Here is a 17,675-nt window from a genome sequence, read left to right on the forward strand (position 1 = left end):
GGCTGACGCGATGGCTTCGATGACATCCTATGACCTGGTGATAATCGGCGGCGGGCCGGGCGGGTACCCCTGCGCCATCCGGGCGAGCCAGCTCGGCATGTCGGTGGCGGTTATCGACGACCGGGAACTCCTCGGTGGAACCTGCCTGAACATCGGGTGCATTCCGTCAAAGGCGCTGCTGCAGGCCACAGAGCGGCTGGAGATGGCCCGCAATCTCGAGGCTTTCGGCGTCTTGGTCGACAATGTGCGGGCCGACCTTGCCGGCGTCATGCGGCACAAGGCCAGGGTCGTGACGGAGCTTGGTGAAGGGGTCGCCTACCTCCTGCGCAAGAACAAGGTCACCCGCCTGCAGGGCCGCGGCCGGCTGCTGTCGCGCGACCGTGTGGAAGTGAGCGCCCCGGACGGCAGCTTCGAGGTGCAGGCCCGCAAGGCGATCGTGCTCGCCAGCGGATCGAAAGCGGCGACGTTGCCGGACCTGCCCATCGACGAGCAGCGGATCGTCACCTCGGCGGGCGCCCTCAGCCTGACGGCGGCGCCGCGCCATCTGGCGGTGATCGGCGGCGGCTATGTCGGACTGGAGCTGGGCTCCGTCTGGCGCCGTCTCGGCAGCGAGGTCACGGTCGTCGAGGTGCTCGACCGGATCGCGTCCGGCGTTGATTCAGAGATGTCGACGGCGCTGCACAAGGTGCTCGAGGCCCAGGGCTTCCAGTTCTGCCTGGCGCACAAGGTGGTCGGATCGCGAATGGAGGCGGACGACGTCGTCCTTGAGGTCGAGCCCATGGGAGACGGCGCGCGAGGAACCATCAAGGCCGATGTCGTGCTCGTGTCCATTGGCCGACGTCCCGCCACCGACGGACTCGATCTGGAGACGGTCGGCATCAAGCCGGACCCAAGGGGCTATATTCCGGTCGACGACGGCTTTCGAACCAGCGCCGAAGGGGTCTACGCCATCGGCGATGTCATCGGCGGCGCCATGCTGGCCCACAAGGCGGAGGAAGAAGGGATCGCCCTTGCCGAGCGCCTTGCCGGCGCCGCGGGCCATGTCGACTACGGAACGATCCCGGCCGTCGTCTACACCTGGCCGGAACTGGCCTCAGTCGGGCGCACCGAGGACGACCTCAAGGCGGCCGGCGTGGCCTATCGCGTCGGGCTCTTTCCGTTCTCGGCAAACGCCATGGCCAAGGCGCGGTTGGAGAAGAACGGGCTGGTCAAGGTGTTGGCGGACGCCAGCACGGACAGAATTCTCGGCGTGCACATCCTAGGGCCGGACGCGGGCAGCCTGATCCATGAAGCGGTCGCCGTCATGCAATTCGGCGCGGCGGCCGAAGACGTGGCGCGGACGAGCCATGCGCATCCGACGCTTCCGGAAGCCTTGCGCGAGGCATGCCTGGCTGTGGCCGACCGCACGATCCACCTTTAACGACCGCCCGTTGCGTGGCTGCCCGGGCTGGCCGCGCGGCGCCGAGGCGTCCCGGCGGGCGTAGGGGACCCGTAGCCGCCTACGAGCCCGGCCGCGTCGCGAGTAAAGCGCGACAGCGTCGCCGCCTGAATGCTAATGCGAGCCGTTCACATCTGGATTGACCATGCGTCCTCTGCTCCGTCTGCTTGCCCTGCTGTTCGCCCTGGGGCTGGCCGCGCCCGCCCTGACCCAGACGCCGTCCGCCTCCGAGGCCCAGGTCGCCTGGCGGCTGCTCGACTATGTAGCGGTCGACTACGCCGGCGCGGTGGCCGACGGTCAGGTGACCAATCCGGCCGAATACGGGGAGATGATTGAGTTCGGCGGCCAGATCCGGACCCGCCTGGACGCCCTGCCGCCGAATCCGGCCAAGGCCGGTCTGGTCCGCGACGCCGAGGCCCTGCAGGCGGCCATCAGGGACAAGGCGGATCGGCGCGTCGTTGGCGACCGGGCCAAGGCGCTCGCCGGCGCGGTGCTGACGGCCTATCCGAGCCCGCTGGCGCCTTCGTTCCCGCCTGATCTGGCCCGCGGCGCGACGCTCTATGCCGAGCAATGCTCGGTCTGCCATGGCGTGACCGGACGCGCCGACGGCCCGGGCGCCGAGGGGCTTGATCCGCCCGCGATCGCCTTCGCGGATGTGGAGCGCACCCGTCAGCGCAGCGTGTTCGGCCTCTACCAGGTCATCGATCAGGGGCTGGAGGGCACGGCGATGGCCAGCTTCGCCCATCTGCCGGCCGAGGACCGCTGGGCCCTGGCCTTCTACGTGGGCCGGTTCGCCTTCACCGACGCCGAAGCCGCCGAAGGTCGACGCCTCTGGGAGAGCGACCCGGCGATCCGCGCCGTCTTCCCGGACCTGGCCGCCCTCACCCAGGCGACGCCGGCCGAGCTGGCGACAAGGATCGGCGAGACGAAGGCACGGGCGGTCACGGCCTACCTGCGCCGCCACCCGGAGGCGACGGTCCGCGCCGAGGGATCGACCCTGTCCCTGGCCCGGACGCGACTGGCCGAAAGCGAGGCCGCCTATCGCCGGGGCGATCGCAGGGCCGCGACCGACCTGGCCCTGTCGGCCTATCTCGACGGCGTCGAACCGATGGAGCCGGCGCTGGGCGCCCGCGACGGCGCCTTGCTGCGGCGGGTCGAGACGGCCATGACCGACCTGCGCGTCTCGATCAGCAGGGGCGCGCCGGTCCAGGAGGTCGCGGACCGGGTCGCCCGCGCGAACGCCCTGCTGGACACGGCCGAACGCGCACTCGCGCCCCAGGAGGCGGACAATCTCGCCAGCTTCCTCGGCGCCTTCACCATCCTGCTGCGCGAAGGTCTGGAAGCCATCCTCATCGTGGTGGCGATGATCGCCTTCCTCAGGAAGGCCGAACGTCCCGAGGTGCTTCGTTACGTTCACGGCGGCTGGGTGGCCGCGCTGGTCGCCGGCGGCGCCACCTGGGCGGCCGCGACCTTCTTCATCTCCATCAGCGGCGCCAGCCGGGAGCTGACCGAAGGGTTCGGCTCGCTTCTGGCGGCCATCGTGCTCGTCTCGGTCGGCATCTGGATGCACGGCAAGTCGCACGCGGACGCGTGGCAGACCTATATCCGCGACAAGCTCTCCCATGCCCTGTCGAAGCGGTCGGCCTGGTTCCTGTTCCTGCTGGCCTTCGTCGTCGTCTACCGCGAGGTGTTCGAGACCATCCTGTTCTATGCGGCGATCTGGAGCCAGGGCGGCCATCTCGGCATGCTGGCCGGCGCCCTTACGGCGGTGGCCATCCTGGCCGTGGTGGCCTGGGCCTTGCTGGCCTACAGCAAGCGCCTCCCGATCGGCCGGTTCTTCTCCCTGAGCTCGATCCTCATGGCCATCCTGTCGGTCGTCCTCGTCGGCAAGGGGGTGGCGGCGCTGCAGGAGGCGGGCTGGCTCGATGTCCATCCGCTGGCGTGGGTCCCCCGCATCGAGAGCCTCGGTCTTTATCCGACGATCGAGGGCGTCGCCGTTCAGCTTCTGACGATCGTCATCCTCGTGGTCGGCTTCTCCCGGCATGCGGCGCCGAGGGGCGCGCGCCCAGCCTCTTGAGCGGGCGTCTCCGTCTGAGGCCCCAACTTCGGCCGGGCGGGGTTTCGGAGCCGCTCGGGCGCCGATAGCCGCGCAGTCCGCGGATACCCAAGGTGCGGGGGCCGCAGCCGATAGCGTGTGAAACCACCCCTGTTGCGGAGATTAGGCGCCCTATTCTCCGCACTCCGCGCGGAGAATAGCCTTGCTCTTGCGGCGAATAACGCCCATATTCTCCGCAGGGAGTGCGGGGAATGGCGCAATACATCCATGAGATCGAAGGCTGGCCGCGTCTGGACTGGCGCGCTGACGCGCTTGCCGATCGCCTCGCCGCCGTCCGTCATCGCCAGGGCCTTCTGCTTGGCCGGATGCACACGCTCGGCTTCGACCTCCGCGCTGAAGCCGTCCTCGAGACCCTTACCGAAGATGTCCTGAAATCCAGCGAAATTGAAGGCGAGCTGCTCGACAAGGATCAGGTGCGATCCTCCATCGCCCGCCGCCTCGGCATGGATATCGGGGCTCTCGCCCCCGCGGATCGCAACGTCGAAGGCGTCGTCGAAATGATGCTCGACGCGACCCAGAACTTCGCGTCTCCGCTCACCGAGGAACGGCTGTTCGGCTGGCACGCCGCCCTGTTTCCGACCGGGCGCAGCGGCATGACGAAGATCGTCGTCGGCGCCTGGCGCAACGAGAGCTCCGGCCCGATGCAGGTCGTCTCGGGCCCCTTCGGACGAGAGCGCGTGCACTATGAAGCGCCCCTTGCCGACCGTCTGCAGGACGAGATGCGCGCGTTCCTCGACTGGTTCAATGACGAGCCGCGGACGGATCCGGTCCTCAAGGCCGCGATCGCCCACCTGTGGTTCGTGACCATCCACCCGTTCGACGACGGGAACGGCCGGATCGCGCGGGCGATCGCCGACATGGCGCTCGCCCGCTCCGAGAAAAGCGCCCAACGCTTCTACAGCATGTCCGCCCAGATCCGGCTGGAGCGCAAGGACTACTACGCCACCCTGGAGGCGACCCAGAAAGGCGCGCTGGACGTGACCCTCTGGCTGGACTGGTTCCTCGGCTGCCTAGATCGCGCGTTCGACGGCGCGGAAACTACCCTGACCCATGTGATGCGCAAGGCGCGCTTCTGGGAGGCGCTCGCAGGTCAGACGTTGAGCGAGCGCCAGAGCACGGTCATCAACCGGCTGCTCGATGGCTTCGAAGGCAAGCTCACCTCGACCAAATGGGCGGCGCTGACGAAGTCTTCGCCCGACACCGCCTTGCGCGACATCAACGATCTGGTGGAGCGGGGCATCCTCGTGAAGGATGAAGGCGGCGGTCGCAGCACAAGCTATTCGCTGGTCGACCGAGGATAGAGGCGTCCCCGCACGACGCCGGCAGGCTCTATGCCGGGCGGGTCCGCTCAAGACCCGAGCCTCAACAGGGAGGATCGCAATTCGCCACTTCTGGCGAGTTACCGCCAAAAACCGGCTTACTTCGCCAGAAGTGGCGAATTCCCACCTTTGCCAGGCGCGCGACGCCGCAAGGCGCCGCCGACGCGGCCTCACGCCTGACGCGCGATGGCGATGGCCGAGAGGTCGGAGGCGGCGTCGACCGCAATTCCGGCCGCCTTGCGCTCGGAATAGCGGTCCACGAGCTGGGCCGCGTGAGGCCGGGTGAGGATGGTGAAGCGCAACAGTTCCTCCATCACATCGACGATGCGCTCATAGTAGGCCGAGGGCTTCATCCGTCCGGCCTCGTCGAACTCCTGGAAGGCCTTGGCCACGCTCGACTGGTTGGGGATGGTGATCATCCGCATCCAGCGGCCCAGCAGGCGCAGGGTGTTGACGGCGTTGAAGCTCTGGGAACCGCCCGACACCTGCATCACCGCGAGCGTGCGGCCCTGGGTCGGGCGCATGCCGCCGAGGCTCAACGGCAAATGATCGATCTGCAGCTTCATCAGGCCGGAGACCTGGCCGTGGCGTTCCGGACTGCACCAGACCATGCCTTCCGACCAGAAGGCGTGCTCGCGCAACTCGCGTACCGCCAGGTGGTCGTCGTCGCCGGGCGAGCCCGGCAGAGGCAGGTCGGAGGGGTCGAAGATCCGGGTCTCGCATCCCATGCGCTGCAGCAGGCGGGCCGCTTCCTCGACGCAGAGCCGCGAATAGGAGCGCTCGCGCAGCGAGCCGTACAGGAGAAGGATGCGTGGCGGGTGGTCGTGCGGACCCAGGCCGGCGGCCGGATCGTTCGACAGATAGGCCGCGTCCAGGGCCGGCAGATGATCGGGATCCGGCAGCGGCCGCAGGCGGGCGAAGATCATCCGAGATCCTTGGTCAGATAGGCGGCCGAGGCCGGTCAGATGTCCGCGAACTCGCGGGTTCGTCGGATGGCGGCGGGCGCGGCCGCCCGATCTGCGGCGGCGAAGCCGCGCCGGGCGAAGAAGGGCTCGGCCGTCGTGGTGAGCAGGTGGAGCCGTTCCCCGCCCAGCTCGCTCGCCACGGCCTCGGCGGCGCTCAGGATCCGGCTCCCGAGCCCCCGCGCCTTCAGGCCAGCGAGTACAACCAGCGAGCGCAGCAGCAGGTCCCGCCCCTCCCCTTGGCCGACGTAGCCGGCCAGGGCGCTGTCGTCGTCGGCGCGGAAGTAGCGACCGGCCCAGGGCTCCGGCAGGCCCTCGCCCTGCAGGGCCGCGATCAGGCCGGCGTCATCCGCGTCCACGAGATGCAGCACGACCATCAGGCGGCGTCCGCCGGCGGGGCCGTGTCCGGAAACCAGCGTCGGCCAATCCACAGCGCGACCGAGACCAGAAGGATCAGCACCGGCACCTCGACCAGCGGACCGATGACCGCAGCGAAGGCGACCGGCGAGGTCAGCCCGAAGGCCGCGATGGCCACCGCGATGGCCAGCTCGAAATTGTTCGAGGCCGCGGTGAAGGCCAGGGCGGTCGTGCGCGGATAGCCCTGCGCTTCCGGACACCCGTTCTCGGCGAGGAAGGCCAGCTGTTCTTCGCTCTCCACACCTTCGGCGATCACATCCAGGCTAAAGTTCCGGCCGAGATAGATCACGGCGCGGACGATCGCCGCGTCTTCCCGGTTCGTTGTGACGTTCCTGACGAAAGACTGGTCGATTTTCAGCCGGGTGCCGATGTCAACCGCAGCATGAGAAACCCGCCGTCTCGGCCGCCGCGCGCGGATGGCGACGGGCATCCGGCATGTACCGCAGCACCTCCTCGGCGATCTTGAGATATTCGCCCACTGGGCTCGCGGCCTCGAGAATGGGAAGCAGCGGCTCGAATGGATCGCGGTGGACGCGCGCGACCCGCTGCACCTCTCGCGCCCGCGACAGGGCGTGCCGGTTCATCCGCTCGCAGGCCATGTCCCAGTCAGCCTGGACGGTCTCGATGTCCGCCTGCGTCAGGACGCCGGGGATCGGCCGGAGCCGTTCGGCCAGCCACGGACATTGGCGCAGCCAACCGAACTCCACCCGGGTCAGGGCCGCCGCCAGCAGGAGCATCTCCGACTCCCAACCGGTGAAGAAGCCTCGCCTCTGATGTACCAGTCCCAGACTGGCGGGCAGACCAACAGGGCAAGCGAGAGATCTTCAGGCACGGCCCCTGCCCCTTTCACCTCGCCGTCCGTACGGGCGGCCAGGGCTCCGAACAGCAAGGCGAGATGCTCGCCGCGCTGGGCGGCCGTCTCCGGCCCCCAGACCCCCGATCGCTGAAAGCCCAGGTCTGTCAGGGTCGCGGATTTGAACTGGATGAGCGACCGCATCTCGGCCTGCAACTGTGGTGGCGCGGCCAGGTTCGCCGATCCCGTCTGCCGTCCTTCTCTTGTCGGCACGCTGGCGTCGTCAAAACGGAAGGCGAACCGGTGGCGCGCGGCCTTGGAGTGGTAGAGACTATAGGCCGTGCCGCCCGTCAGAATCCGCGTGCGGACCCAGTCGAGGATTTCAGCGCGCTCCTTGGCTGATCGCCGCCGAAAGTCATCCGGCAGATGCCAGGCCAGTCGCCGCGCCTCGGCCGGGCCCACACCGGTCGGCGCCTGGCCCTTTGTCGCCCGGTGGGATCGAAGCTTCCCACGTAACCGACCCGGCGCCAGCCGATAGCGAAGCTCGATCAGATCGATCACCTTGAGGCTCGCCGGGGTCTGCGGCGACTTCATCCCGCGCCGCCACTCCGAAAGGGTCTTGCGATCCGTCAGTCCGCCCTGAGATTTGACCGCGCGATGCAGACTATGGGCCGTGTCGCCGTGGCGTTTCATCTGACCAGCCAGGGCCTCATGAAAGTCCTCGGGATCGTCGTCATCCGGCCACTGCGGGTCGGGATGGAGAACCACCGGCAAGGGCGGACGTCCCCGTTTACGGGCGGACGGGTTGGGCAAGTCAGGCGACGCGCAGGCGGACATAGGGACTCCATCGACGACCGCCCGGAGTGGCGGCGGATGAAGAGACGCTCCGAAATCATGAGGCCCCTCAATCGGGTCCCCTCAAACCTGGGGACCGTTCCGAAAGGGTCAGGGCAAAAGGTCCGCCTATCGTGGTCTGGCACTTCACGACGGCTATTCCCCGCAGATTTTGCGGAGAATAGCCGTCCTAATCTCCGCACGCCGTCTTCGACGGCTCTGCCGGCCAACCCGCATCGCGGAATGGGCGGCCGTCGCTGGAACAGATGGTCGGCCGCGAAGGGGGACAGGATGTTGCGCCGGGCGATCGCCACGCTAAAATCCGCCTCGGCGGGCTCCGGGACGATAGGCGCCAATCCAGAGCCGGGGGACGCCCAGTGCGTCGGCAGCGGTTGGCGGTGAAACGCCGGGCTTCCACACAGAAGTTCCTGGCCCGCCCCCTCCTCCCCGATGCGCGCTAGAGTCGGTCCGCGACCGCAGCGATCCGCGCCAGAATGGCGTCGAGCGAGGGCTGGTCCCGATAGTAGAGCGCGCGGGTGGCGCCGTAGGCGCGGTCATAGAGTCTGCGGGTGTCGGGATCGTTCAGCCAGAAGGCCTCGTTGCGCCGGATGTCCGGCTCGTCGGTGCCGCGAAAGCGGGCCGTCTTGTGCGCGACATAGGCGTCCGAGCCGATGAAGGCCTGGACGTCGTCGTCCCCGAGGAGACTGTAGACGTCGTAGTAGTGACGCATGAAGTGGGTCGGCATCTCGCCACTTGCCTGCTGTTGGCGGAACTTGGTCGAGATGGTCTGCAGCTTCTCCACGAAGGTGTAGCCCGGTTCGTAGCAGGCCACATCGATGGCGCGGTTGTCCGTAAGCTCCTCACCACCCTGCTGAATGGCGAACTCATAGGCCCAGGAGGAGATGGTGATGGGCCGGTTGGGCGACACCTGGTCAAAGCCGGCCTCCAGAAGCACTCCGGTCTTCACGCCATCCGGAAGCGGATTGAGCTCTGGATAGCGCAGGCGGACACCGGCGCCGCGCATCTGGCCGGTGGGGTCGTCGAAGGCGGCGTCGCGTTCGACGGCCTGGAAGCCGGGGATGACGATCCGTTCGGCCAGACCGTCGAAAAAGGCCTGACGCGCCGCGACATGCGCCGCCTTGGTATGGTTCCGCCCGACGGGCAGATCGCCGTCCGGATGGATGAGGATGTCGATGTCCTCAGAGAACCGATGGATCAGTTGATATCCCTTCGACAGGGAGGTGCCGCCCTTGAGCTCGAAGGCGAAGCCGCCAGCCTGCAGCCCCCAGAGAGCCTGCATGATCCAGTAGTCCTTCTCCACCAGGCCCGGGTCGATGCCCATCTGGCCGGCGAGGACCTCGATCAGGTCCCGGAAGTCCGGGGTATCATGCAGGAAGACGGTCACGACCTCACGCGGCCTCCAGCGCCTGGCTGAGAAGCCGTTCGGCGCGCACGGACCCGAAGTCCCGCGCCGCCTTGAACAGGCGCGCGGGGTTCATGCGCCGGGCGCGATCAAGGGCGCGCGGCAGGACCTCGGCGCGGGTCTCGGCGAGCCGGTCCAGGTTCTGCAACAGATCGACGAGAAGGACCTCCTCGGTCAGCTTGGCCGGGACCGAGGGCTTTTTGCGGAAGTCATAGACGCGGCCGCCGAGGTCGAACCGGCCATGGCGTTTGAGATTGTAGACCACTGGCTCGTTGTACAGCTGGGTCGTCCCTACCCCCAGGCCGTTGTAGGCGTTCGGCGAGACCAGCAGGAAGCGGTCGTCCTTGAGGAAGCTCTCCACCAGTTTCTCCGGCCGGGCGGGAGCCTTGCCGTAGCGCGTCTGGCGCGGCGCCAGATAGAGGCCGCCGGAGACCTTCTCCAGTCGCCCTTCCTCCACGAGTTGGCGCAGATGCCGATCCACGGCATTGGACCACTTCTCGAAATCCTGACGACGATAGACCTGACCAGGCCGCAGTCGTTTCTTCACATCGTTGAGCGCCGACATTGGGAAAATCCTTAGCCACCTACGTAGGAAGCGTCCGACGCTTATGCAAAGATTTTGATTTAAATTCCATGCATATTTTGCGCGCCCACGTCCGTTGGAGCTCGCGATCCTTCGTGCCGCGCCGACACGCCGACCGGCCGACTTCGACGAACATACCTCTTTCCTTGAACTCGCTGCCGATCCGTCCATAGAGAACCCATGACTGACGCTGAACGCATCGAAGCCTTGCTGGACCTCGTGGATCCGGCGCGCGCCGGCAACGAGAACCGCGGACGTGAACTGACGGTGCTCGGACTTGCCGAGGCCGTCGCAAAAGGCGGTTACCGCCCGACCAACGCCGGCTGGGTGATGATCGGCAACCGGGGCCGAGCTTTCCAGCCCCGCTGAAGGTCGGCAATCCGCAACGACACGGTGGCGATTTCACCCAGGGAGACGTGCGGATATCCCCGTCGTCGCCTTTCGGATTCCCTTGAGTCGTATTCAAAGGAGAGCCCCATGGCACAAGCCGCCGCACCGCCGCTCAAGCGAACCATCAAGAAGCCTGAGCTTCGTCAGATGGTGCCGCTGGCCGACAGCACCATCTGGGAGATGGAGCAGAAGGGCCAGTTTCCCAAGCGTTTCCTGCTCACGCCGCGCTGCGTGGTGTGGGACCTCGCTGAGGTCGAGGCCTGGTTGAAACTTCGACGGGATCGGCCGATCCCGAGGGCAGCCGCTCCGGACGTCCGCTTGCGGCGCTCGCGCCCTGTCAGACGCGCGGATCAAAGCGCGGAGCCGAGGTCTCCTGCACCGTGACCACGGGTGTGAAGGGCTTGCCAACTTCCCAGGCGTCGACCGCATCTGACCATTGCTGGGCCATATGCCGGCGCTGCGCTTCGAACTCCGCCTTGTTGTAGACGCCGCGTGAAGATCGCTCCTCGTGAGCCAGCCCCTTCTCGATCCAGTCTGAGTTGAACCCCATCTCGTGGAGCAGGGTCGAGGCCGTCCGCCGCAGGTCGTGGACCGTGAATGGCTCGAGCGGCAAGCCCTGGCTTGAAGCCCGCTCCGCTATGGCGCTGGTCACCCTGTTGAAGGTCGCGCGAGACATCGGCGCGTCGGCGTCATAGCGCGACGGCAGGAGGTAGCGAGAGTTCCCCGCGCAGGTCTTCAGCGCGATCAGAATGTCCAGCATCTGGGTGGAGAGATAGACGTTGTGAGGGCGCGACCGCTTCATCCGCGCCTTGGGGATCGACCAGACCGCATTGGCGAAGTCCACCTCATCCCACGTCGCGTCCTGCAACTCGCTCTTCCTGACCATGCTCAGGAGGATGAACTTGAGGCCAAGCCGTATGGTCGGAAGCGTCGCGACCTCTCCCAGCAAACCCAGCATGATCCTGACCTCCGCAGGTGACAGGTTGCGATCGCGCGGCCGGAAGGTCGCGATGGACGCTGGCCCCACCCCGTCGGCGGGATTGTCGATCTTCTCACCATGCAGGATCGCCCAAGCGTAGATCTGTTTGACGATGTCGCGGACGTGAATGGCGGTCGCCGGGGCGCCTCGCTCGACGATCGACTTGCAGTGGGCCCTCAGATCGTCTGGCGTGATCTCCGACAGAAGACGATTGCGCCAGTGCGGCAGCACTTCGCGGTTGAAGATCGATCGCCGCATGTTTCGCGTGCTGTCCGCCATCGGCGCGGTGTCCATCCAGCGGTTCGCGACATGCTCGAAGCTGGAGGCCTCCTTCAGACGCCGTTTCGCCCTTTGCTTTTCGATCGCCGGAGACGCGCCTGCGGCGATGGTGCGCTTGATCTCGAACAGACGCTCGCGCGCCTGGGCGAGGCTCAATCCGCCGCGCCCGTACCGCCCCAGGGTCAGCGTCTCGCGCCGTCCATTGAAGCGATAGTCGTAGCGAAACGAGATCGCTCCGCCGGGCGAGACATAGACATACAAGCCATCCCTGTCGGTACTCTTGTAAGGCTTTGATTGTGGACGCAAATTCTTCAGTGCAACGTCGGTAAGCACGGTAAAAACACCTCGATCCATGCAAGCGCGGATTTGCCCGATGCACGACCGATATTTGTCTTTAAGATCAATACGTTGATCCAAAATAATACCGTCACCGCCTTGCGATGAGGCTGACGGTACGAGGGAGATTCCGGCATCGCAACAGGAGGCGATACCGTCGCCGGTGACGGTAAAACGAAAAAAGACCCTCCGAAAGATATCGAAGGGTCTCGTCAGAATTCACAATGTTGTCAGGCGCGTGTCGAGGTTTTCGGAAGCGATACCGAAAGGTAGCGAGAGCCCCGAATTATTCCCACTCGATCGTGCCCGGCGGTTTGGACGTCACGTCATAGACCACGCGGTTGACACCGCGGACTTCGTTGATGATGCGGGTGGCGGTCTTGGCCAGGACGTCCCAGGGGAATTGGTAGAAGTCGGCGGTCATGCCGTCGGTCGAGGTGACGGCGCGCAGGGCCAGGACCTTTTCGTAGGTGCGGGCGTCGCCCATGACGCCGACGGTCTTGACCGGCAGCAGGACGGCGAAGGCCTGCCAGATGTCGTCGTAGAGGCCGGCCTTGCGGATTTCGTCCAGATAGATGGCGTCGGCGTCCTGAAGGGTGGCGACGGCGTCCGGCGTGATCTCGCCGGGAATGCGGATGGCCAGGCCCGGTCCAGGGAAGGGATGGCGGCCGACGAAGGCGTCGGTCAGGCCCAGTTCGCGGCCCAGGGCGCGGACCTCGTCCTTGAACAGTTCGCGCAAGGGCTCGACCAGTTTCAGCTTCATATAGTCGGGCAGGCCGCCGACATTATGGTGGCTCTTGATCACATGGGCCTTGCCGCTGGACGAGGAGACGCTCTCGATCACGTCCGGATAAAGGGTGCCCTGGGCCAGGAATTCGGCGCCGTCGATCTTGTTGGCCTCGCGGTCGAAGATCTCGATGAAGACGCGGCCGATGATCTTGCGCTTGGTCTCGGGGTCCGACTGGCCCGCCAGTTCACCGAGAAATTCCTTAGACGCATCAACGTGGATCAGCGGGATGTTATAGTGATCGCGGAACAGGGTGGTGACCTGTTTCGCCTCGTCCTTGCGCAGCAGGCCGGTATCGACAAACACACAGGTCAGTTGGTCGCCGATGGCCTCGTGGATCAGGACCGCCGCGACGGAGCTGTCGACGCCGCCGGACAGGCCGCAGATGACCTTGGCGTCGCCGACCTGTTCGCGGATCTGGGCGATCTTCTCGTCGCGATAGGCGGCCATGGTCCAGTCGCCCTTCAACCCCGCGATGCCGTGGGTGAAGTTCTTCAGCATCTGGTGGCCGCGCGGCGTGTGCATGACCTCGGGATGGAACTGGACGCCGTAGAAGCGACGGGTCTCGTCGGCGATGACGGCATAGGGCGAGCCCGGAGAGCTCGCGACGACGTCGAAGCCTTCGGGGATGGCGACGATCTTGTCGCCGTGGCTCATCCAGACGGTTTCCTCTTCGCCGACGGGGGCCAGGCCGGCCAGCAGGGGCGAGGCCTTTTCGACGGTGATCTCGGCGCGGCCGAACTCGCGCGTCAGGCCGCCCTCGACCTTGCCGCCCAGCTGTTCGCACAGGGTCATCTCGCCGTAGCAGATGCCCAGCACCGGCACCCCGGCCTCGAACACGGCCTGGGGCGCGCGGGGGCTGCCCTCTTCGTGCACGCTCTCGGGGCCGCCCGACAGGATGATGGCCGCAGGGTTCATCGCGGCCAGGGCCTCTTGCGCCTTCTGGAACGGATGGATCTCGCAATAGACGCTGGCCTCGCGCAGGCGGCGCGCGATCAGCTGCGTCACCTGGCTGCCGAAATCGACGATGAGGACGGATCGGTGGTCGTGCGGCGTGGTCATGGCGTGATCGAATCCGGGGCGAGGAGTTGCGCGGGGTCTTGGCCTTGTGGGGCCGGGATTTCAAGGGATGCGAGGCCCTGAGCCTCCAGCACGACGATCAGGCGGTCCAGCGCCAGGGCCAGGTTCTGATCGACGTGATGCAGGGTCGACGTCCAGTCCTCCAGCGCCTTCAGCTCGGCGCGACCATCCGAGACGCCGCGAAGCGCGACGAGGGGCAGGCCGAAGGTCTGAGCCGACCGGACCAGAGCCCAGGTCTCCATATCGACCATCTCGGCGTCGACGGCGTCATAAGCGGCGCCGGAGACGACATTCCCCCCGGTCGACAGGCGGGCGACCGGCACGCCGGGGATGGGACACGGCAGGGCAAGGATCGCGGGCTGGTCCAGCAGCGGGGTCACACCCTTGGGAAAGCCCAGGGCGCTGGCGTCCATGTCGCGATAGGCGACCGAAGACGCCTGATAGACGGCGGCGTGCTCCAGCACCCGCGATCCGCACGACCCCAGCGAAACGATCAGGTCGGGCAGGTCCCCCGCCGTCTCCAGCCGCGCCAGGGCGGCGGTCAGGACGACGGCCGCCTCGACCGGGCCGATGCCCGTCATCAAGGGCTGGATCCGGGCGCGCAGGTCTTCGCCATATTCAGCCGGGGCCGCCATGACGCACAGGACCGAGACGTCGCCGTATCGCTCCAGCCGCATCCCCATCAGGCGACGCGCTCATAGACGGCGGCGAAGAACCCGTCGGTGTCGGCCGAGGCCGGCGACAGGCGCAGGCGGGCGCCGGACGCCAGTTCGGGCAACCGCGTCCGCGCCGCCCCGGTCAGCTGGGGCGCCGACACCAGGTCAGCGACGGGGACAGGGCGGAAGTCGGGATGGGCGGCCTCGAAGGCGTCGGCGCTGGCCTCGTTCTCGCGCGCCAGCATCGAACAGGTGACATAGACCAGTCGGCCGCCGGGCTTTACCAGTTTGGAGGCCTGGCCCAGGATGCGGACCTGAAGCGCGTGCAGCTTCTCGACCTCGTCGGTCGTCAGACGCCAGGCGTCCTCGGGACGACGACGCCAGGTGCCCGCGCCCGAACAGGGGGCGTCGACGAAGACCAGGTCGGCCTGTCCGTTGACCTCTTCCAGACCGCCGCCATTCTGGCCGATCAGGATCAGGTCCGCCTCGACGCCCGCGCGTTGCAGGCGGGGCCGGATGTTCTCCAGCCGCTTGTTGACGACGTCGGAAGCGATCAATTTGCCTTGGCCGGTCATCGCCTGGGCCAGACCCAGGGTCTTGCCGCCGCCGCCGGCGCAATAATCGACGACAGTGGCGCCCGGTTCAGCTCCGGCCAGCCAGCAGACGATCTGGCTGCCCTCGTCCTGGATTTCGAACTTGCCGGCCTTGAAGCCGTCCAGCGCCTGGATATTGGGCGGCGGCTCCGACGGCAGGCGCAGGCCCCATTCGGACCAGGGGGTGCGCGAAACCTCCAGGTCGGCGGCGCGCAGTTCGGCCTCGACCTCTTCCACCGTGGCCAGGGCGCCGTTGACACGCAGGTCGATCGGGGCGCGGGGCGCCATCAGGGCGTGGGCCTCCTCGGCCCAGCGGTCGCCGAAGGTCGCCTTGAAATCCTCGACCACGAACTCGGGCAGGCCTGCGGCGACCCAGCCGGGCAGTTCGCCCTGCCCCGCCGTGATGCGGCTGCGTTCCTGTTTCGACAGCGGCCGCGGGCCATAGCCGTCGCCGGCGTGCAGGGCTTCGATCTCTTCCAGCGACAGGCCGTCGATGGCGTGCAGCGACCCGATCACCAGCGCCCGGCCGTCCTCGCGCCCGCCCATGATCCACGACAGGCGGCCGCGCGCCCTCAACACCTTGTAGACCCGGTCGGCGATGGCGCGCCGGTCCTTGGACCCGGCGTAGCGGTTGGCGGTCCCCCAGGCCTTCAGGACGGTTTCCGCCGGTTGGCGGCCCTGGGCGATGGAGTCCAGGACGGAGGCGGCGGCGGCGAGACGGGCGGCTGGGGTCACTCAGATCTTTCAGATGAAGAGGGCGGTCAGGATCAGGATCAGTCCCGCGAGCGAGACCAGCCAGACCAGGGACCGGATATAGGGAACGCCGAGGGCGTAGAGAGGCAGATAGGCGACGCGCGCCCAGAAATAGAGCGCGGTCCCCCACAGGGTCAGCACGCCGTCCTCGCCCGACACATGGGCGATCAGCACGGCGCCGATGAACAGCGGCAGGGTTTCGAACAGATTGGCCTGGGCCCGCTCGAGACGACCGGTCAGCGGCTTTGTCGCCGTCGGCGTCTCGTCGCGCGGACCCGCATTCCATTTCAAGCCGAACTCGACCGTCCGCGCCCCGGCCGGCAGGAAGACCTGCACCAGCGCCAGGATCAGCGTCAGAGCCAGATAGGTCAGTTCGGTCGTCATGGCCTTATCCCTGTCTGTAGTTCGGCGCCTCGCGCGTGATCATCACGTCGTGGACATGGCTTTCCCGCAGGCCGGCGCCGGTGATGCGCACGAAGCGGGCGCGTTCCTGGAAGTCCGCGATCGTGCCGGCGCCCACATAGCCCATGGAGGCGCGCAGGCCACCGACAAGCTGGTGCAGGACGGGCGTGATCGGACCCTTGTACGGCGTCTGGCCCTCGATGCCCTCGGGCACCAGTTTCTCGGACGAGACCTCCTTCTGGAAATACCGATCCGCCGAGCCGCGCGCCATGGCGCCGACCGAACCCATGCCGCGGTACGACTTGTAGGACCGACCCTGATACAGGAAGACCTCGCCGGGGCTTTCATCGGTGCCGGCGAACATCGAACCCATCATGGCGACATTGGCGCCGGCCGCGATGGCCTTGGCGAGGTCGCCCGAATATTTGATGCCGCCGTCGGCGATGACCGAGGCGCCCGTGCCTTTGGCGGCGCGGGCGGAGTCCATGACGGCCGTCAGCTGCGGCACGCCCACGCCCGCGACGATCCGGGTGGTGCAGATAGAGCCCGGACCAATGCCGACCTTGACCGCATCGGCGCCCGCGTCGATCAGGGCGCGCGTCGCATCATAGGTGGCGACATTGCCGGCGATGATCTGCAGCCGGTTGTTCTCGCGCTTGATCCGCTCAACCACGGCCGCCACCGAGGCAGAGTGGCCGTGGGCGGTGTCGATCACCACCACATCGCAACCCGCGTCGGCCAGGGCCATGGCCCGCTCGTAGCCCGCGTCGCCGACCGTCGAGGCGGCGCCAACCAGCAGACGACCCTGGTCGTCCTTGGCGGCGTGGGGGAAGGCCTGGGCCTTCTCGATGTCCTTCATGGTGATCAGGCCGACGGCCCGATAATCCTCGTCCACCACGATGACCCGCTCGATCTTGCGGGTCTTCAGCAGCTGGCGCGCCTCTTCCCGACCGGCGCCCTCGCGGACCGTGATCAGGTCGCCGGTCGTCATCAGCGAGGCGGCGGTCAGGTTCAGATCGTTCTCGAACCGCATGTCCCGGTGGGTCAGCATCCCGACCAGCTTGCCAGTCGCCGGATCGACGACAGGGAAGCCGGTGATCTTCTTGCGCGCCACGATCTCGCGCACTTCGCCCAGGGTCGTCTGCGGGCCGACCGTGACCGGATTGACCACCATCCCGCTCTCATAGCGTTTGACGGCGCGAACCTCGTCGGCCTGCTCCTCGATGGTCATGTTGCGGTGCAGCACGCCAAGGCCGCCGGACTGGGCCATGGCGATGGCCAGGCGATGTTCAGTCACCGTGTCCATGGCGGACGACAGCAGGGGTATGTTCAGCTTGATGTCGCGTGTCAGCTGGGTCGAGACATCGACCATCGCCGGCATGAACTCGGACGGGCCGGGTTCGAGCAAAACATCGTCGAAGGTCAGTCCTTCGCGTATCTCCATAGGGAGTCTCCGTTTTGCGGGCCGCGTATAACGGTGCGGAGGGGCCTACGGCAAGGGTCTTGCGGCTTATGGACCCAATAGAATTTATTGG

The 17,675-nt window shown here is 67.0% G+C and carries 17 protein-coding genes and 2 pseudogenes; 5 read left to right on the forward strand and 14 right to left on the reverse strand.

Going from position 1 to position 17,675, the window contains the following annotated elements; translation table 11 throughout:
- Positions 1-19 precede the first annotated feature (19 nt).
- The 3 genes from lpdA to H2037_RS10760 all read left to right on the forward strand — a co-directional run bounded on the left by lpdA (position 20) and on the right by H2037_RS10760 (position 4,855).
- Positions 20-1,420 (forward strand): dihydrolipoyl dehydrogenase, encoded by a 1,401-nt coding sequence (gene lpdA, locus H2037_RS10750; RefSeq protein ID WP_292121452.1) that lies wholly within the window; start codon positions 20-22, stop codon positions 1,418-1,420.
- A 163-nt stretch (positions 1,421-1,583) separates the two neighbouring features.
- Complete coding sequence (locus H2037_RS10755; RefSeq protein WP_292121455.1) at positions 1,584-3,515, forward strand: FTR1 family protein; 1,932 nt, start codon at positions 1,584-1,586, stop codon at positions 3,513-3,515.
- A gap of 230 nt (positions 3,516-3,745) precedes the next feature.
- Positions 3,746-4,855, forward strand: a complete 1,110-nt coding sequence (locus tag H2037_RS10760; protein ID WP_292121458.1) for a Fic family protein — start codon at positions 3,746-3,748, stop codon at positions 4,853-4,855.
- Positions 4,856-5,043: 188 nt separating this feature from the next.
- On the opposite strand, the gene arsH is transcribed toward H2037_RS10760, so the two are convergent.
- The 8 genes and pseudogenes from arsH to H2037_RS10800 form a co-directional block, all read right to left on the reverse strand.
- Entirely contained in the window at positions 5,044-5,799 is a 756-nt protein-coding gene (gene arsH, locus H2037_RS10765) for an arsenical resistance protein ArsH (RefSeq protein ID WP_292121461.1), read from the reverse strand.
- 35 nt (positions 5,800-5,834) lie between these two features.
- Complete coding sequence (locus H2037_RS10770; protein WP_292121464.1) at positions 5,835-6,212, reverse strand: GNAT family N-acetyltransferase; 378 nt, start codon at positions 6,210-6,212, stop codon at positions 5,835-5,837.
- Positions 6,212-6,433 (reverse strand): annotated as a pseudogene (locus H2037_RS10775) (arsenical-resistance protein); the annotation flags it as partial. The pseudogene H2037_RS10775 and the gene H2037_RS10770, both read right to left, overlap by 1 nt.
- A gap of 9 nt (positions 6,434-6,442) precedes the next feature.
- Positions 6,443-6,682, reverse strand: a pseudogene (locus H2037_RS10780) (EAL domain-containing protein); the annotation flags it as partial.
- A complete protein-coding gene (locus H2037_RS10785) occupies positions 6,624-6,989 on the reverse strand; it encodes a hypothetical protein (RefSeq protein WP_292121467.1) in 366 nt (121 codons plus the stop codon). The pseudogene H2037_RS10780 and the gene H2037_RS10785, both read right to left, overlap by 59 nt.
- On the reverse strand, positions 6,965-7,819 hold the full coding sequence (locus tag H2037_RS10790; protein WP_292121470.1) for a hypothetical protein: 855 nt from the start codon (positions 7,817-7,819) through the stop codon (positions 6,965-6,967). The genes H2037_RS10785 and H2037_RS10790 overlap by 25 nt, the downstream gene beginning before the upstream one ends.
- A 517-nt stretch (positions 7,820-8,336) precedes the next feature.
- A complete protein-coding gene (locus H2037_RS10795) occupies positions 8,337-9,284 on the reverse strand; it encodes a nucleotidyl transferase AbiEii/AbiGii toxin family protein (protein ID WP_292121472.1) in 948 nt (315 codons plus the stop codon).
- Between the two features lie 4 nt (positions 9,285-9,288).
- The gene (locus tag H2037_RS10800; protein WP_183195816.1) at positions 9,289-9,867 is read right to left on the reverse strand and encodes a hypothetical protein; all 579 of its coding nucleotides are present in this window, start codon (positions 9,865-9,867) and stop codon (positions 9,289-9,291) included.
- A 198-nt stretch (positions 9,868-10,065) separates the two neighbouring features.
- Between H2037_RS10800 and H2037_RS10805 the strand changes: the two genes are divergently transcribed.
- Both H2037_RS10805 and H2037_RS10810 read left to right on the forward strand, forming a co-directional pair.
- A complete protein-coding gene (locus H2037_RS10805; protein WP_183195817.1) occupies positions 10,066-10,254 on the forward strand; it encodes a hypothetical protein in 189 nt (62 codons plus the stop codon).
- Between the two features lie 108 nt (positions 10,255-10,362).
- The gene (locus H2037_RS10810; protein WP_292121475.1) at positions 10,363-10,659 is read left to right on the forward strand and encodes an AlpA family phage regulatory protein; all 297 of its coding nucleotides are present in this window, start codon (positions 10,363-10,365) and stop codon (positions 10,657-10,659) included.
- On the opposite strand, the gene H2037_RS10815 is transcribed toward H2037_RS10810, so the two are convergent.
- The 6 genes from H2037_RS10815 to guaB all read right to left on the reverse strand — a co-directional run bounded on the left by H2037_RS10815 (position 10,613) and on the right by guaB (position 17,584).
- On the reverse strand, positions 10,613-11,866 hold the full coding sequence (locus tag H2037_RS10815; protein WP_292121477.1) for a site-specific integrase: 1,254 nt from the start codon (positions 11,864-11,866) through the stop codon (positions 10,613-10,615). The genes H2037_RS10810 and H2037_RS10815 overlap by 47 nt on opposite strands.
- A gap of 289 nt (positions 11,867-12,155) precedes the next feature.
- On the reverse strand, positions 12,156-13,718 hold the full coding sequence (guaA, locus tag H2037_RS10820) for a glutamine-hydrolyzing GMP synthase (protein WP_292121479.1): 1,563 nt from the start codon (positions 13,716-13,718) through the stop codon (positions 12,156-12,158).
- A complete protein-coding gene (locus H2037_RS10825) occupies positions 13,715-14,419 on the reverse strand; it encodes a 5'-methylthioadenosine/S-adenosylhomocysteine nucleosidase (protein WP_292121482.1) in 705 nt (234 codons plus the stop codon). The genes guaA and H2037_RS10825 overlap by 4 nt, the downstream gene beginning before the upstream one ends.
- Positions 14,419-15,720 (reverse strand): RsmB/NOP family class I SAM-dependent RNA methyltransferase, encoded by a 1,302-nt coding sequence (locus H2037_RS10830; protein WP_292121484.1) that lies wholly within the window; start codon positions 15,718-15,720, stop codon positions 14,419-14,421. The genes H2037_RS10825 and H2037_RS10830 overlap by 1 nt, the downstream gene beginning before the upstream one ends.
- Positions 15,721-15,729: 9 nt before the next feature.
- Positions 15,730-16,122 (reverse strand): MAPEG family protein, encoded by a 393-nt coding sequence (locus H2037_RS10835; RefSeq protein WP_292121487.1) that lies wholly within the window; start codon positions 16,120-16,122, stop codon positions 15,730-15,732.
- A 4-nt stretch (positions 16,123-16,126) separates the two neighbouring features.
- Positions 16,127-17,584, reverse strand: a complete 1,458-nt coding sequence (guaB, locus tag H2037_RS10840; protein ID WP_292121490.1) for an IMP dehydrogenase — start codon at positions 17,582-17,584, stop codon at positions 16,127-16,129.
- Positions 17,585-17,675 lie beyond the last annotated feature (91 nt).

The sequence above is a fragment of the Brevundimonas sp. genome (assembly GCF_013912065.1).
GTDB lineage: Bacteria > Pseudomonadota > Alphaproteobacteria > Caulobacterales > Caulobacteraceae > Brevundimonas.

What these genes read in the sequence shown, in the direction of transcription:
- arsH (WP_292121461.1), bottom strand. Translation starts at nt 5,799, where the DNA reads ATGATCTTCGCCCGCCTGCGGCCGCTGCCGGATCCCGATCATCTGCCG.
- guaB (WP_292121490.1), bottom strand. Translation starts at nt 17,584, where the DNA reads ATGGAGATACGCGAAGGACTGACCTTCGACGATGTTTTGCTCGAACCC.
- H2037_RS10805 (WP_183195817.1), top strand. Translation starts at nt 10,066, where the DNA reads ATGACTGACGCTGAACGCATCGAAGCCTTGCTGGACCTCGTGGATCCG.
- H2037_RS10760 (WP_292121458.1), top strand. Translation starts at nt 3,746, where the DNA reads ATGGCGCAATACATCCATGAGATCGAAGGCTGGCCGCGTCTGGACTGG.
- H2037_RS10770 (WP_292121464.1), bottom strand. Translation starts at nt 6,212, where the DNA reads ATGGTCGTGCTGCATCTCGTGGACGCGGATGACGCCGGCCTGATCGCG.
- lpdA (WP_292121452.1), top strand. Translation starts at nt 20, where the DNA reads ATGACATCCTATGACCTGGTGATAATCGGCGGCGGGCCGGGCGGGTAC.
- H2037_RS10810 (WP_292121475.1), top strand. Translation starts at nt 10,363, where the DNA reads ATGGCACAAGCCGCCGCACCGCCGCTCAAGCGAACCATCAAGAAGCCT.
- H2037_RS10835 (WP_292121487.1), bottom strand. Translation starts at nt 16,122, where the DNA reads ATGACGACCGAACTGACCTATCTGGCTCTGACGCTGATCCTGGCGCTG.
- H2037_RS10800 (WP_183195816.1), bottom strand. Translation starts at nt 9,867, where the DNA reads ATGTCGGCGCTCAACGATGTGAAGAAACGACTGCGGCCTGGTCAGGTC.
- H2037_RS10825 (WP_292121482.1), bottom strand. Translation starts at nt 14,419, where the DNA reads ATGGGGATGCGGCTGGAGCGATACGGCGACGTCTCGGTCCTGTGCGTC.
- H2037_RS10785 (WP_292121467.1), bottom strand. Translation starts at nt 6,989, where the DNA reads ATGCTCCTGCTGGCGGCGGCCCTGACCCGGGTGGAGTTCGGTTGGCTG.
- H2037_RS10755 (WP_292121455.1), top strand. Translation starts at nt 1,584, where the DNA reads ATGCGTCCTCTGCTCCGTCTGCTTGCCCTGCTGTTCGCCCTGGGGCTG.
- guaA (WP_292121479.1), bottom strand. Translation starts at nt 13,718, where the DNA reads ATGACCACGCCGCACGACCACCGATCCGTCCTCATCGTCGATTTCGGC.